This window comes from uncultured Porphyromonas sp., from assembly GCF_938046015.1.
Lineage (GTDB): Bacteria > Bacteroidota > Bacteroidia > Bacteroidales > Porphyromonadaceae > Porphyromonas.
The window spans coordinates 126585-140871 of sequence record NZ_CALIXW010000035.1; the positions used below are offsets into that span (position 1 = coordinate 126585).

Here is a 14287-nt window from a genome sequence, read left to right on the forward strand (position 1 = left end):
AGAGCGTACGTCTCCCTAAAGAGCGCGCTACTCCATTGCAAAGATAAGTAAAATATGAGTTGCTACAATAGAAAGCAAGATTTCGCTTAAAGGTTCATTATTCCTCGATTCTGAGCCTTCTCCCGCTACTTTTAGACCGCCGCTTGCAGCCCTCCCTTGGAGCTCCCCCCCGCGCGCTCAGCCCGCAGGCAGAGGCTGGACTGGAGCTCGTGAAGGCTAAGTTAGCCCAAGGTGAGTCCTAGGGGTGGGCGCGGGGAAATAGCCTGCGCAGTTTGTCTCCCCTTAGCCCACCGAGTAGGCCGGGCTAAGGTCGGGCTGCGCCGAGGGATATCCCTCAGCCTCTTGACTGCCGTCCCTCACGGCGCCGACTGGTATCCCTTACGGGGGCTGAGGGATATCCCTCTAGGGGGCTCCGCCTTAGGACGAGACGCTGTCCGCTCGGGGCGGAGACTAGGCGGCGGGGCTACAGGTGGCAGGTGCTGAGGCGGATAGCGGCGTGCTTCTTTACGTATTTTTGCTATATTTGTACACCTCTATACAACTCGTATAGGGGGACAGACATCAATAATCAAACAAAGTTTATGAGCAAGTTCGTACAGGAATTCAAGGAATTCGCCCTCAAGGGCAATGTCATGGATATGGCAGTGGGTATCATCATCGGTGGTGCCTTCGGCAAGATCGTATCCTCGCTGGTCAATGACATCATCATGCCTCCCATCGGCCTCATCACGGGCAGCAACTTTGCTGACGCTAAGGCTATCCTGCGCCCTGCTGAGCTCGCTGCTGACGGCAGCGTAGTCAAGGAGGCTATCGAGCTGAACTGGGGGAACTTCGTCCAGACGACGGTAGACTTCTTCATCATCGCCCTCTCCATCTTCTGCATCATCAAGCTGATGAACAGCTTCCGCAAGAAGGAAGAAGAGGCTCCTGCAGCACCCGCTCCTACGCCTGAGGATATCGAGCTGCTTCGCGAGATCCGTGACGAGCTCAAGCGCCGCGGCTAGTCCTACAGCACGCCTCTGGGTCTTCAACGCTGGGGGAGAGGAGGCCCTGCGCCTCCCAGCTCAGCAGCACTATAGTCCCAGCCGAGAGGTGCGTCGCCTACGCTATGAGGCGACGCACCTCTTGCGTTTACTAGCAGCGCCAGGCGACTACCTCTATCTGCCCGCGCTGGAGGATAGCGCGGCGCGCCTTCTCGATCATGAGGGGGCGGAGCTGCCGAGTCCTCCCGAGGCGGGGACGGTACTGGAGGTCAAGCCCTGGGTGCTGGAGCCGCATATCCTCAAGGAGCTGGCGGCAGCGCCCTGCCTAGCTCCTTATCGCCTCTTGCTACCCGAGCTGGATGCGCCCTACCTCCGCCTCGCGCATCGACGCGGCTGCGAGGCGCTGCTGGAGCGCTGCTGTCGTGAGCTCGGCTATCCCGAGGCACTACGGGCGCACTGGGTGGAGGCGGGGGCGGATCGTGCTGAGACCGAGCAGAGGCTCCTCGAGCTCTGGCAAGGGCTCGGCGCGGAGCAGGCGGCGGGCGCACGGCTCGTGCTCAAGCGTCCCTACAGCTCCTCGGGTCGCGGCGTGCAGCTCGTCTCGGCACAGCCTGAGGCGCGTGAGCTCGCCTCCGCTGTCGGCAGCTGCCAGCGGCTGGGCTCGGTGAGCCTCGAGCCCTACTGGCAGGTGGAGGCCAACTGGGCCCTAGAGTACGAGCGCCTCGCCTCGGGCGCGGTGCACTTCGTCGGCTACTCGCACTTCGTTACCTCCGAGCGTGGCGCCTATGCGGGGAATGTGCTCTGGACGCAGCAGCAGCTCGGGGAGCGGCTCGCAGCGCTTGTCCCCGAGCGGGAGCTGGCGGCACTCATCGCCCTGCATGAGGCCTACCTCGGTGAGCAGCTCGCGGGCTCGAGCTACGTCGGATATATAGGTATAGACCTCTTCGTCTACCGCTGTGGTGCGACACTTGCCCTACATCCCGCCGTGGAGATCAACCTGCGCTGCACGATGGGGGTACTGGCGCACCGAGCTCAGCTGAGGGACTGGCCCGAGGGCAGTGAGGCGCTCTTCACCCTCGACTACGGGCACGGCGTGAGGTGATAGCAGAGGGGGAGCACGGTGCAGGCGCTTCACTTGGACGCTCCTCGGATAAATACTTATCTTTGCCTTCGTATAGTGTAAATCAATCTGTTTTCACCCGCTCACTAACTACTAAAGACACGCATGTTTACCTCACTACGTAGCAAGAGCTATTACCCGTGGCTCGTCGTCGCCCTCCTCTGGGTCGTGGCGCTCCTGAACTATATGGACCGTCAGATGCTCAGCACGATGAAGGATGCGATGATGCTGGACATCACCGAGCTGCAGAGCGCGGAGAACTTCGGTATCCTCATGGCCATCTTCCTCTGGATCTATGGCTGCGTGAGCCCCTTCGCAGGAGCTATCTCTGACCGCGTCAACCGCAAGTGGCTCATCGTCGGGAGTATCTTCATCTGGTCGCTCGTGACCTTCCTCATGGGGGTGGCCAATGACTTCACCACGCTCAAGGTGCTACGTGCCCTGATGGGGGTTAGTGAGGCCCTCTACATCCCCGCAGGCCTCTCGCTCATCGCCGACTACCACGAGGGTAAGAGCCGCTCGCTGGCCGTAGGCATCCACATGACGGGGCTCTATATGGGGCAGGCTATTGGGGGCTTCGGCGCTACGCTCGCCTCGGCCTACAGCTGGCATACGACCTTCTTCACCTTCGGGATCATCGGGATGGTCTACGCTGGGGTACTGCTGCTCTTCCTGCACGAGATGCCGAAGAAGGCGCCCGCTGCGGCTGCCCCCGCCAAGCCTGCCGAGGGCTTCACCCTTCGCAGCCTAGGACAGAGCTTCGCCTGGCTCTTCCAGAACGTCGCCTTCTGGGCTATCCTCATCTACTTCGCCGTCCCCAGTCTCCCCGGCTGGGCTACCAAGAACTGGCTGCCGACCCTCTTCTCCGAGAACCTCGGGATCGAGATGAGCGCCGCCGGCCCCCTCTCCACCATCACCATTGCAGCGGCCTCCTTCGTTGGGGTCCTCGTCGGGGGGACGCTCTCTGACCGCTGGGTCAAGCGCAACCTCCGCGGACGTATCTATACAGGCGCTATAGGGCTGGCGCTGACTGTGCCCTCGCTGATGCTGCTCGGCTACGGGCACTCCACGATCGCCGTCGTCGGGGCTGGGATCCTCTTCGGCGTAGGCTACGGGATGTTCGACGCGAACAATATGCCCATCCTCTGCCAGTTCGTCCCCTCGCGCCTACGCGCCACGGCCTACGGCTTCATGAATATGATAGGCGTCTTCGCTGGGGCTGCAGTGACGCAGGTACTGGGTCGCTGGAAGGATGAGGGCAACCTCGGCTTCGGCTTCGTCCTCCTCGGGGGCATCGTCCTCGTGGCCCTGGCGATACAGCTCAGCCTCCTACGCCCCACCACGGACAACATGGAGTAGCCGCCTCGCTCCTCCTATACATTATATATACACCCTACGATCATGGTACTAGGTACACTCAAGGATAGCGCCCGCTACGAGGCGCTCCACCCCCTCTTCGCACGCGTCTTCGCCTACATCAAGGAGCACGACCTGCTGCACGCCGAGCTCGGGCGCATCGAGCTGGAGGGCGACACGCTCTTCATCAACAACGTCGAGCCCGCGACCGTCCTCCAGGCCGACCAGCCGCTGGAGGCCCATCAGGCCTACCTCGATATCCATGTCCTCCTGGAGGGACGTGAGCGCATCGGCTGGCGCAGCACCGACAGCTGCGAGCGCCCACGTGCGGCCTTCGACGTGGAGAATGACTTCGTCCTCTACGACGACGCCCCCACGAGCTACGTCGACCTCCAGCCTGGGGACTTCGCCATCGTCTACCCCGAGGACGCCCATGCGCCGCTGATCGGGCAGGGCGAGAAGATCCGCAAGCTCATCATCAAGGCGCGTGTCTAGCCGCTCGCGCCTACCCCTCGTGCTCCCGCTCCTCCTCGGGGTGCTCCTCTTCGGCTCCTGTAGCCCGAGGCTACGCGCGCCGAGGCTGAGCTATAGGGAGCTGCCGAGCCGCTTCGGTGACCCTGCCTACGACAGCCTCGGCGTGTCGGCAGCAGCAGCGGGGCGACTGGGGGGGCTGCTCTTCTTCGCAGGCGGGGCGAACTTCCCCGAGCGTCCTGCGGCCGAGGGCGGAGCCAAGCGCCTCTACCGCCAGGCCTTCCTCGGCGAGCTCCACGGCACGGAGCTGCGCTGGCGCCCGACGACGGCGCTGCCTCGTCCCCTGGCCTACGGGCTGAGCCTCCAGACGGCCGACACGCTCTTCCTCCTGGGCGGACAGAGCCCCGAGGGGCCGCGTCGCGAGGTCTATGCCCTGAGCCTCGAGGGAGGGGAGGTGCGCTATCGAGAGCTTCCTCCGCTTCCCTTCACGCTCGACAATGCGGCGGGTGCTGCCTCGGGGAGCTACCTTTATGTAGTCGGGGGCAACCAAGATGGACGGCCCTCCAGAGCCGTATGGCGCTACGACCGCTCGGCGCCCGAGCGTGGCTGGCAGCGCTTCGCGGATCTGCCCGACCCCGAGGGCTACGTGCAGCCTGTGGCGACTATGCAGGGCGACACGCTCTGGGTCGGCGGAGGCTTCACCCCAGGTAGCCCCACGCGCCCAGCACGGGTACAGCAGGGGCTATACCGCCTCATCACCTCGCACCCCGAGCTGGGCTGGCGCGGCTACTACCGTAGTGTGCCGTCCAACGAGCATTCGGGCGGCTTGCTCTTCCCCTGGGGAAGGGTACTTGTCGGGGCAGGTGGCGTCGATCGTGAGGTCTTCACTGCAGCCCTTGAGCGCATTCGGCTCCTAGCGCTCCCCAGCTCGGGGCTATCCCCCGAGGAGCGGGCGCGCATAGAGACTGAGCAGGCGGGCTATCTGCGCCACCCTAAGGAGTGGTACCGCTTCGAGCGCTTGCTCAGCTTTTTTGACCCCAAGGCGGGGCGCTGGCTCCCCAGCCGCGTCTCGGACGAGCGCTTTGCTCGCGCCGGCGCCACGCTCCTCGTCTACAGCCCCCAGTGCGTCCTCCTGATGCAGGGCGAGCAGATGCCTGGCGTGCGTACGCACCAGATCATCTGCCTCGAGGCTAAGCCCTAGCCTCTGCAAGGACGAGCACCCAGCATTCGCTACTATTCACCTTAAATAATCGAACAGACGTAATGAACAAGAATCAATGGCTCCGCGTCGGGCTCCTAGCGCTGGCTGTAGCCACCGCGCTGCCCGCCGTGGCTCAGCGCCGCAAGAAGGCCGCCGTACGTCCCGAGGCTCGTGCCGTGGTCGCCAGCCCAGTGTCCCACCAGCCCGGGCGCTACCTCATCCTCGGCTCCGTGCCCGAGAAGCACAACGGCCAGTGGATCTATCTCTATACTAAGGGATCGATGAAAGAACAGGCCGCCGACAGCGCCAAGATCGAGGGGGGTAAGTTTACCTTCGATCGCTCCGTAGCTGAGGATGGCTTCGCGGGACAGCTCTACCTGCCTATGACCTATGCCCTTCCCTTCATCGTAGAGGAGGGTGTGATCCAGGTGCCCATGAACGGCCCGCACGCTAAGGGCGCGCCGCTCAACGACGAGCGCGCCAAGCTCAGCAAGGAAATCGAGGACTATGCCGATGGCTTCCTCGGGCGCTACAAGGCTGCCCGCAAGGACACCACGCTCACCCCTGACGAGCGCGACGCCAAGTGCGGGGCTATCCTCAACGAGCTCTACAGCGGCCTCGAGCCTCGTCTCCTGGCTGTCCTCGATATGCACAAGGACGACGGGCTCGGCTTCTACGCCTTGACTGAACTCATGCGCGGCCCCAGTGTCGACCTCGCCAAGGCCGAGAGCTACGTCTCCCGCGCTGGTAAGGCCGTGCAGCAGGACCGCCGTGTGCAGGAGTACCTCGACAGCCGTCGCAAGCTCGAGGCCACGCAGCCCGGGGCGATGTTCCAGGACTTCAAGGGCCTCAGCGACGACCAGAAGGAGGTGCGCCTCAGCGACTATGTCGGTAAGGGGCACTACACGCTGGTCGACTTCTGGGCCTCCTGGTGCGGCCCCTGCCGTGCTGAGATGCCCCACCTCAAGAAGGCGCTGGAGGTATACGGCCCCAAGGGGCTCCAGGTCCTCGGCATCGCTGTCTGGGATAAGATGGAGGACCATCTCAAGGCTGTTCAGGAGCTGAAGCTGCCTTGGCCCCAGATCTTCAACAAGGAGGAGGCTACCGACCTCTACGGCATCAGCGGTATCCCTCAGCTCATCCTCTTCGCTCCTGACGGCAAGATCGTAGCCCGCGACCTGCGTGGTGCGAAGATCGCCAAGACGCTCGACGAGATCCTCAAGACGACGGGGGGCAAGCTCTAGCCCCGCCCCCTCCTCCCCAAGCCAAGGAGCCCGCCCCCACCTAGCCTCAGCGCTACGTGGGGGCGGGCCCGTTTTGTCTAGCCCTATCTTTTAGCCTCCTATCTGCTCCTCTTCCCCCTCCTGACCGCTATCCCTCAGCTTGCTGACCGATATTCCTCAGTCGCTTGACTGACGACCCTCAGTGCGCTGACTGATATCCCTCGGGAGGGCTCACTGATGTTTCTTAGCTTTGTGATGGCTTTCCTGTACGGAGCTCGCACCTTGATTTGGCTTCGTCGCCGTACAGCTTGCTGAGCTTGGACTTGCTAAGCTCGCCGAAGTGGGGTGTGTCTAGAAGAGCAGCAGAAAGGCAACGTAAACGACTCCTTTCCTTAGGCTGAGTAGCATTATGCAGCTAAGGAAGGGGGCTCTGAAGAAATGAAAAAGGCGCTCACTACGAGCGCCTTTTTCGTTTGGGCCATGTGTGTTAGCAAGCTCTTACTTGCCGATGCAGAAGTGGGCGAAGATGTGGTGGAGGACGGCGTCACTGGTGATCTCGCCGCCAGTGACTTCGCCGAGGGCGCTGATGGCGAGGCGAAGGTCGGGGGCTAGGAGGTCGGTCGGGAGGCCTTCGGCGAGGCCTTGACGAACGAGCGCCAGCTGTGCGGCGGCTTGCTTGAGGAGGGCGTGGTGACGGGCGTTGCTCACTACGAGCGAGGATGGGCTGAGCTCGGGGAGGGCGAGGCGCGTCACGAGGGCCTTGCGCAGCTCGGGGAGTCCGCTGCCCGTGCGTGCCGCTAGCGGGAGGACGGGGATGTCGGCGCTGAGCTTGAGGAGCTGCGGCAGCTGGCTGAGGAGCTGGTCTAGTTCGGTGGGCGCGAGGAGGTCTACCTTATTCAGTAGGACGATAAGGCGCGCGGGGGCGAGGCGCTGGCGGAGCTGCTGCACTTCGGCCAGGTAGTCCGCTGGCTCCTGTAGCTCGGGGGCGTAGGGCTGCTGCAGTTCACTGGGGCAGCCCTTGTCGTTGGTTTTGGTGGGGGGCTTGGGCTGGTCAGCGCAGTCGCCTGGGGAGGCGGGACGAGAGGAGGATAAGTGCTGGGAGGCGGCAGGGGAGAGGGCCGGGAGTAGGCGGGAGGCATCGAGGACGAGGAGGATAAGGCTGGCCTCATCAATCCGGGCGTAGCTGCGCTCGATGCCGAGGGCTTCGATCTGATCGGCCGTGTGGCGTAGCCCTGCCGTGTCGATGAAGCGGAAGAGCAGACCATCGACGTTCATCACCTCCTCCACCGTGTCGCGCGTCGTGCCGTGGATGTCGCTGACGATGGCACGCTCCTCACCGAGTAGGGCGTTGAGGAGGGTGCTCTTGCCCACGTTGGTCGCGCCCGCCAGCGCTACGGGGATACCCTTCTTGATGGCATTGCCGAGGCGGAAGCTCTCCACGAGGCTCTGGATCTTCGTCTCCAGCTCTTGGCTCAGGCTCAGGAGCTCGCTGCGGTCGGCGAAGGTGACGTCCTCCTCGCTGAAGTCCAGCTCGAGCTCCATCAGCGCCGTCAGCTGAATGAGACGCTCGCGGAGCTGGGCGAACTCGCGGCTGTAGCCGCCGCGCATCTGCGTGAGGGCCATACGGTGCTGCGCGGCGCTCTCGGAGGCGATGAGGTCGGCCACGGCTTCGGCACGGCTAAGGTCCATCTTGCCGTTGAGGTAGGCACGGCGGGTGTATTCGCCTGGCTCAGCCATGCGGCAGCCTTGGTCGGTCAGCGCCTCGAGGAGCGCCTGCTGGATATAGAGCGAGCCATGGCAGGCGATCTCCACCACGTCCTCGCCCGTGTAGCTGTGTGGGGCGTAGAAGCAGGTGACGAGCACCTCGTCGAGGAGCTTCCCCTCGTGGACGATGCGGCCGAAGTAGGCGTAGCGATCCTTCGCCCGCTCGAGCGTGGTGAGCTGGCGGCAGTGGAAGATCTGATCGACGATGCCGCGGGCTTCGCTGCCCGAGACGCGGATGAGGGCGACGCCGCCGACACCAGGGGCGGTGGCTACGGCGCAGATCGTATCGCTCATTAGCGGGGTATAGCTCATAGGAGGAGGGAGAGTAGAGGAGAGAGACGTAAGGGGGCTAGTCGAGGAGCGGTACGCCGAGCTCGGCTAGCCCTTGCTGTAGGTAGGGGCGGGTGCAGTCCTTCGGCTTGAGGATGGTCCCGTCCCAGGTGATGAGGTCGATGTCGATGGGTATGCGCTCGGGATGCGCTTGGCGCTGCTCGGGCGTGCGGCCAGCCCGCTGCTCTAGGGCCTTCAGAAGGCGCTGCAGTTCGTCGAGCTCCAGCGCGGTATAGCCTAGGAGGACGACATCGGTGAAGGGGGCGGAGGAGAGGGGAAAGTCCACGGGGCTGGAGCTGCGCGGGGTAGAGCTCCGAAGCTCTAGCGGCAAGGCTGCCAGCTGCTCCAGCGTCCAGGCGATACGCTCGCTGGGGCGGTCGTTGCTCCCGAGGGTGAGGACAAAGCGGTGGCGTCGCATGGCCTTAGTGCTGTGCTGCCTGCTGTACGTGTACGGCGGCCTCGTGGATGGAGCTGAAGAGCTCGCGGACGAAGCCTTCATCAAGGCCGCGGGCACGCCCCTCCTGCAGGCGCGCCTCCAGGAGCTGACGGTAGCGCTCGGGCTGGACGATGGGTAGGTGTGCGGCACGCTTGAGGGCGCCGATACGCTCGGCTATCTGCATGCGCTCGGAGAGGAGGGAGAGGAGCTGGCCGTCGAGGCGGTCGATCTCGGCGCGTAGCGGGTCGAGGTCGAGGGAGGGGGTGGAGCTGGGGCTCGTCGAGTAGAGGTCAAGCTGCTGGAGGAGCTGCTGCAGCTGGAGCGGACTCAGCTGCTGGGCGGCGTCGCTCCAGGCGGCCTCGGGCGTGCAGTGCGTCTCGATGATGAGGCCAGAGAAGTTCATCTCCAGCCCCATACGCGCCACCAGCGGCACCAGCTGGCGGTCGCCAGCGATGTGGCTGGGGTCTACGAGGATGGTCAGCTCGGGGTGGCGGCGCTGTAGCTCGATGGGCAGCTGCCAGAGCGGAGCATTGCGGTAGCTGCCGCGGGCGTAGGTGCTGAAGCCTCGGTGGATCGCCCCGAGGCGCGTGATGCCCGCGGCCTGTAGGCGCATCAGGGCGCCTTCCCAGAGCTCGAGGTCGGGCTGCGGAGGATTCTTGACCAGCAGCAGGACGTCTCGACCGCTCAGTGCCTCCGCCAGCTCGGCGATGGCGAAGGGGCTCGCCGTCGTTCTCGCCCCGATCCAGAAGGTGCGTAGCCCTGCGGCGTAGGCCTCCTCGACATGCTCGGCCGTAGCGACCTCCGTCAGTGCCTGCATCCCCAGCTCCGTCTCGACACGCCTTAGCCAGGGGAGCCCTAGCTGACCGACGCCCTCGAAGGAGCCCGGGCGTGTGCGGGGCTTCCAGAGGCTGGCGCGGTAGTAGTGTACCCCTTGGGCGGCGAGCGCGCGGGCTGTCTCGAGGGTCTGTGCCTCGGTCTCGGCGCTGCAGGGCCCAGCGATGAGTGGGCAGGGATGATGGGGGGCCTGGGCTAGGTCAAGTCTAGTGAAGGGACTGGCGGGCATGGATGGGTCAGTAGTCAATGGGGGCAAGCTCGGGCGCCTGCTGGGCACGATGGAGCTCGGCCACCAGGCGCAGGATGGCGCGGTAGAGTACCGAGTGCCAGGGGTGGGTGCGCTGGGAGAGGAGGTCGTTGTGCCAGAGGAGGGTGAGGGAGCCGTTGTAGCGTGCCGTGGTGCGAACCAGTTGCTCGGCGAGCTCCGTGGCGGCAGCTTGGTCGAGCGCCATATAGCGCCCGTCGCTGAGCGTGAGGTCGCGCAGGATCAGCGGGTGCATCACGAGATCCGTCAGCACGCGCGTATTGGGATTGATGAAGCGTACGGGACGGCAGGTGCCGAGGCGGAAGCCAGCGACATCGGGGTAGCCCATGGTGAAGTCGTTGCGGAAGCCTGAGAAGTAGGCCTGCAGGAGGTCCTCGGGCTCGCAGGACATTAGCTTATTGTGCCGCACACCCTGGGGACGCTGCCCGAAGTAGCGCTCGAAGAGCCTGCGCTCCTCGCGGATGCGCTCGGCGTGCTTGCCTGCGGCGAAGCTGGACTGCAGCCCCAGGCGTACGCCGTAGCGCTTCCCCTCGAGGAGGATACGGCGTATGTAGGTCGACCTAGGACTGTAGCAGGGCTTGTCCAGCGCGTGCCGTGAGGGCATGCGGATGAAGAAGTAGAGATCCACCTGCCCCTTATCCAGCTGGTCGCGCAGCGCCTTGTCCCACTCGAGGAACTTAGGGTAGGTGTAGTAGTCGTCCTCTGCGTCGGGCGAGAGCACAAGGCGTAGGGCCTGCCTCAGGGACTTGCCCTCACGGAAGCAGGCGCGTAGGAAGCTGCGCCAGCCGCGGTAGTTGTAGGGGCGGGCGAGGTCGTGCGTCAGGTTGACGTGGCTGAAGGTCTGGGGCCGCTCCTCGAGCTGCAGTCCGTAGCGCTCCACGAGGCCGTAGTCCAGTACCAGCTGCCGCAGCGCAGCGCCGTACTCGTCCACGATGGGACGCTGGAGGAAGCCCGCACGGTAGGGCAGCGAGTCCTTGCCGAGGAAGCGGCCGTAGGCGTCGCGCTGCTTGCGGCAGTACATCTCCTCGTAACGGGAGATGAGGAAGAAGGCCGAGGCCAGGAGGTCGGCGTAGAGGATCAGCTGTCCCGTCTCGGGGTGCCACTCCTCGCGGGGCTCACCGAAGAGCAGCGGGATACTGCGCCACTCCGAGAGAGGTAGCTGCGGATAGGCAGCCTCGGTGCCGTAGATCCTACGATCGAAGAAGCCCGAGGGGATGATCACGATCGGGTACTGCTTCATCTCCTCGGGGTCGCTGGTGTAGCCGATCAGCTCGAAGCGCCTACGGTAGCGCTCCTGCCCGTGGCCCTGCAGGACGACGGGGCCGATCAGGAAGTCGATGAGGTACTGGCGTATCTTGGAGCACAGTATAGGATACAGGCTGCTGGCGTACACGGTAGGGCTGTAGAGGGTGGCAGACTAGTCCTGGTAGAAGGCTTCGTCGAGGGCGAGGACCGCGCTGATGGGGTAGTGGTCGCTCTCGTCGGCGGTCTTGTCAATCTCGCAGCTCAGGGCGCGGAAGGCCTTGCCATAGAGGATATGGTCGATGCGCACGATGAAGGGACGATTGCGGAAGGTGAAGCCGAAGCCATTGCCGCGGGCGACGAAGGCATCCTTGAGCCCGTCGCCGATCTTGCGGCGGGTGTAGGAGAGCGGCGTGTCGTTGAAGTCGCCGCAGACCAGCACACGGGGGCTGTTGTAGGCCTTGATCAGCTCGTGGAGGATCACGGCCTGGGCGTTGTGGTAGCGAAAGGTCGGGCCGAGCTTGGCGCGCAGGGCGTCCTTGAGCTGCAGGGCCTCGCCTTGCTTCGCCAGAGCGATGTAGTTGGCACCGTCGTCGGCCTTGAGGTGGAAGGACTCGAGGTGTACGTTCACCAGCAGTAGCTCGTGGCCCTTGAGCTTGACCTTAGCCTTGATGGCACCGTTGGCATGGGTAGGCACGGGGATCTGCTCGACCTCGCTGAGGGGGTACTTGGAGAGTATGGCCAGGGTGCTCCCCCCCGTGCCGACCTGGATGCAGGCGATGTAGGGGTAGTCGGAGGCGAGGTATTCGCGCAGCGTCTTGGTGACGACGCCAGCCTCGGGGTTCTGGTTGAGCATGGCCTCCTGCAGGCAGACGATGTCGGCATCGCTGCTGCGGATGTACTGGAGGATGGGGTTGGGCTGCGTCGCGCTGTGGGGCTTGAAGCCGAAGGCGCTGACGTTGTAGCTGAGCACGCGCAGCACTTCGCCCTCCGTCCCGAGGACCTTCGTCGAGCGGGAGATGGGGAAGAAGGTGAGCAGCTGCGGTAGGGCGATGAGCCAGACGGCGCCCACGAGGAGGAGCCGACGGACGTCCAGCGTCAGCAGCCAGAAGAGGCTGATCAGGATCCAGCCCGCCAGTAGGAGGGGGAAGAAGAGCCCGAGAAAGGCGGGGGCTGTCCAGCGCATTGGGGCGATATAGCCCGAGTAGGCGCCGAAGAGGAAGAGGAGGGCGTAGAGGAGCGTCCCTGCGAGGAGGACGCCCTTGGCGATACGTGAGCTGATGCGGATGATAGGACTAGGCTTGTGCATCTCCTTGAGTCAGGGGCTGGTCTGTCGATCGAGAGAGGAGGTGGAGCAGGCGCTGCTGCTCCTGGGGAGTAAGGCTGGGGTAGCCCGAGTAGCGGAGGCGCTGCTGTAGGGCGAGGAGCTCGCTCTGCTCCGTCTCGCTGAGGGGAGAGGCGGTGCTGGCTAGCGGCTCGGTCTGGGCGGCGCTCGGGGCGCAGCCGAGGAGCTGGTGCCGCTGGAGGTAGCCCTCCAGGGCGTGGCTGGGCTGGTAGCCGCGGTGCTGGGCGCTCCAGTAGAGGAGGCCAGCGAGGATGGCGCCTAGATGCGCCAGCGCCCCGCCGCGGTTGAAGTCGCTGATGAGCCCTGCGGCGATGTAGCCCACCACGAGGAGGCTGACGAGCCCGAGGGTAGCACGCCGCGCGGCGCTGTAGCTAGGCCAGGCGCTGAGGAGGCTCACTGTGGCGACCATGAGGATGGCTGCCGAGGCGCCCACGAGGCTCAGGGGCAGGATGAGGCCTATCCCCGTGAGGAGGCTCAGCTGATAGCCCAGAAGGTAGCTCAGCGAGCCCGCGAGCGCTCCGTATATATATAGGGCGAGCGTGCGGGCTGCCCCGAGCTGGCGCTCTGCCTCGAGTCCCACCCAGTAGAGCAGGAGGAGGTTCGCCAGCAGATGCAGCGGGTGCTCGTGGGGGAAGATATAGCTAAGGAGCGTCCAGGGAGCACGTAGGATGCTGGTCCACTCGGGGCTGAAGCCGAAGAGCAGCTGCGGCAGGAGGCTGAGCCCAAGGAATTTGTCGAGCTCCCCCCAGCAGCCGACCAGTAGCCAGCCGACGAGCTGCAGCAGGATGAGGCGCCCTGTCAGCGTCCCCTCGAGCTCCAGCAGGCGTAGGAGCTTAGTGGTAATAGTCATTGGGGAGCTCTCCCTTCTTACGCCACAGTAGGATAAGGATGAGGCCGCCGATCATCCCGCCGAGGTGGGCGAAGTGCGCCACGCTGCCCCCTGTGTTGCTTACTCCGAGGAAGAGCTCGAGCAGGCCGTAGAGGAGGACGAAGTACTTAGCCTTCATCGGGAAGAGGAAGTAGATATAGATGCGCACATTGGGGAAGATCACCCCGAAGGCCAGCAGGATACCGAAGACCGAGCCCGAGGCGCCGATGGTGATGAGCTGGTTCATGTAGCTCGCCACGGGGATAACGCCTTGCTCCGTCGCTACCCCTGAGTAGGCCGAGAGGTCACCCAGCTCGTAGAGCCAACTGAGCTCCTGCATCAGTCCCGCCGAGATCCCGCAGACGAAGTAGTAGATGAGGAAGCGCTTGCTCCCCCAGAGACGCTCGATGCTGGAGCCGAACATCCAGAGGGCAAACATATTGGACAGCACGTGGTCGAGCCCCGCGCGGCTGTGCAGCAGTCCATAGGTCAGCAGCTGGTACAGGCGGAAGTCCGAGGCGGCGAAGTAGTGCAGCCCGAAGAGGCTGTCTAGGTCGATGCCGTGGCGAAGCAAGGCCAGCGAAGCCAGCCAGAGGAGGATATTGATGACGATAAGGTTGCGCGTCGCAGGCGGCGCCCAGCGGGTCCATACCGAGGTCTGTTGCATAGGGGTTAGCTAATATATGGGTCAGCTAATTGATCAGCTTAGTACATGAATAAGTATCCGCAAAGATACGCATTCTCCCCTGCCTAGCCTGCCTCTCGGCTGTGATGGCTGGGGCGAGGCTGTCGCGAGCCTCCTCGGCGCTGCGCTCCGAGCGTGCGAGCGCGAAGCGGCTCCCGAGCCTC

13 protein-coding genes are annotated in these 14287 nt (G+C 64.3%); 6 read left to right on the forward strand and 7 right to left on the reverse strand.

All coding sequences use genetic code 11. The features are described 5' to 3' along the window. The first annotated feature begins 581 nt into the window (after positions 1 to 581). From mscL to Q0248_RS03935, 6 genes are all read left to right on the forward strand, one after another. A complete protein-coding gene (mscL, locus tag Q0248_RS03910) occupies positions 582 to 1004 on the forward strand; it encodes a large-conductance mechanosensitive channel protein MscL (RefSeq protein ID WP_299319945.1) in 423 nt (140 codons plus the stop codon). Beyond that, the gene (locus Q0248_RS03915; protein ID WP_299319947.1) at positions 979 to 2085 is read left to right on the forward strand and encodes a hypothetical protein; all 1107 of its coding nucleotides are present in this window, start codon (positions 979 to 981) and stop codon (positions 2083 to 2085) included. Before mscL ends, Q0248_RS03915 begins: the two co-directional genes overlap by 26 nt. A gap of 123 nt (positions 2086 to 2208) precedes the next feature. Further along, entirely contained in the window at positions 2209 to 3462 is a 1254-nt protein-coding gene (locus tag Q0248_RS03920) for an MFS transporter (RefSeq protein ID WP_299319949.1), read from the forward strand. Between the two features lie 42 nt (positions 3463 to 3504). Further along, entirely contained in the window at positions 3505 to 3954 is a 450-nt protein-coding gene (locus Q0248_RS03925; protein WP_299319951.1) for a YhcH/YjgK/YiaL family protein, read from the forward strand. Beyond that, positions 3947 to 5131, forward strand: a complete 1185-nt coding sequence (locus tag Q0248_RS03930; RefSeq protein WP_299319952.1) for a hypothetical protein — start codon at positions 3947 to 3949, stop codon at positions 5129 to 5131. Before Q0248_RS03925 ends, Q0248_RS03930 begins: the two co-directional genes overlap by 8 nt. Before the next feature lie 62 nt (positions 5132 to 5193). Continuing rightward, positions 5194 to 6375 carry a TlpA disulfide reductase family protein gene (locus tag Q0248_RS03935; protein ID WP_299319955.1) on the forward strand — a complete coding sequence of 394 codons (1182 nt, stop codon included), beginning with the start codon at positions 5194 to 5196 and terminating at the stop codon, positions 6373 to 6375. Positions 6376 to 6852: 477 nt separating this feature from the next. Here Q0248_RS03935 and mnmE read toward each other — a convergent pair whose 3' ends face one another. Genes mnmE through Q0248_RS03970 form a run of 7 tightly spaced genes read right to left on the reverse strand, consistent with a single transcriptional unit; the run spans position 6853 to position 14105 of the window. Continuing rightward, the gene (mnmE, locus tag Q0248_RS03940) at positions 6853 to 8412 is read right to left on the reverse strand and encodes a tRNA uridine-5-carboxymethylaminomethyl(34) synthesis GTPase MnmE (RefSeq protein WP_299319957.1); all 1560 of its coding nucleotides are present in this window, start codon (positions 8410 to 8412) and stop codon (positions 6853 to 6855) included. A gap of 55 nt (positions 8413 to 8467) precedes the next feature. After that, complete coding sequence (locus Q0248_RS03945; RefSeq protein ID WP_299319959.1) at positions 8468 to 8866, reverse strand: 2-amino-4-hydroxy-6-hydroxymethyldihydropteridine diphosphokinase; 399 nt, start codon at positions 8864 to 8866, stop codon at positions 8468 to 8470. Between the two features lie 4 nt (positions 8867 to 8870). Then, positions 8871 to 9947 (reverse strand): bifunctional 3-deoxy-7-phosphoheptulonate synthase/chorismate mutase type II, encoded by a 1077-nt coding sequence (locus Q0248_RS03950; RefSeq protein ID WP_299319962.1) that lies wholly within the window; start codon positions 9945 to 9947, stop codon positions 8871 to 8873. 7 nt (positions 9948 to 9954) lie between these two features. Beyond that, a complete protein-coding gene (locus tag Q0248_RS03955) occupies positions 9955 to 11376 on the reverse strand; it encodes a polysaccharide deacetylase family protein (RefSeq protein ID WP_299319963.1) in 1422 nt (473 codons plus the stop codon). A gap of 24 nt (positions 11377 to 11400) precedes the next feature. Continuing rightward, on the reverse strand, positions 11401 to 12534 hold the full coding sequence (locus tag Q0248_RS03960; RefSeq protein ID WP_299319965.1) for an endonuclease/exonuclease/phosphatase family protein: 1134 nt from the start codon (positions 12532 to 12534) through the stop codon (positions 11401 to 11403). Then, positions 12521 to 13420, reverse strand: a complete 900-nt coding sequence (locus Q0248_RS03965) for a rhomboid family intramembrane serine protease (RefSeq protein ID WP_299319967.1) — start codon at positions 13418 to 13420, stop codon at positions 12521 to 12523. The genes Q0248_RS03960 and Q0248_RS03965 overlap by 14 nt, the downstream gene beginning before the upstream one ends. Further along, positions 13404 to 14105 carry a rhomboid family intramembrane serine protease gene (locus tag Q0248_RS03970; RefSeq protein ID WP_299319969.1) on the reverse strand — a complete coding sequence of 234 codons (702 nt, stop codon included), beginning with the start codon at positions 14103 to 14105 and terminating at the stop codon, positions 13404 to 13406. The genes Q0248_RS03965 and Q0248_RS03970 overlap by 17 nt, the downstream gene beginning before the upstream one ends. Positions 14106 to 14287: the final 182 nt, after the last annotated feature.

Coding starts and splice junctions, on each gene's coding strand:
- mscL (WP_299319945.1), top strand. CDS start 582: ATGAGCAAGTTCGTACAGGAATTCAAGGAATTCGCCCTCAAGGGCAAT.
- Q0248_RS03920 (WP_299319949.1), top strand. CDS start 2,209: ATGTTTACCTCACTACGTAGCAAGAGCTATTACCCGTGGCTCGTCGTC.
- Q0248_RS03925 (WP_299319951.1), top strand. CDS start 3,505: ATGGTACTAGGTACACTCAAGGATAGCGCCCGCTACGAGGCGCTCCAC.
- Q0248_RS03935 (WP_299319955.1), top strand. CDS start 5,194: ATGAACAAGAATCAATGGCTCCGCGTCGGGCTCCTAGCGCTGGCTGTA.
- mnmE (WP_299319957.1), bottom strand. CDS start 8,412: ATGAGCGATACGATCTGCGCCGTAGCCACCGCCCCTGGTGTCGGCGGC.
- Q0248_RS03945 (WP_299319959.1), bottom strand. CDS start 8,866: ATGCGACGCCACCGCTTTGTCCTCACCCTCGGGAGCAACGACCGCCCC.
- Q0248_RS03950 (WP_299319962.1), bottom strand. CDS start 9,947: ATGCCCGCCAGTCCCTTCACTAGACTTGACCTAGCCCAGGCCCCCCAT.
- Q0248_RS03960 (WP_299319965.1), bottom strand. CDS start 12,534: ATGCACAAGCCTAGTCCTATCATCCGCATCAGCTCACGTATCGCCAAG.
- Q0248_RS03965 (WP_299319967.1), bottom strand. CDS start 13,420: ATGACTATTACCACTAAGCTCCTACGCCTGCTGGAGCTCGAGGGGACG.
- Q0248_RS03970 (WP_299319969.1), bottom strand. CDS start 14,105: ATGCAACAGACCTCGGTATGGACCCGCTGGGCGCCGCCTGCGACGCGC.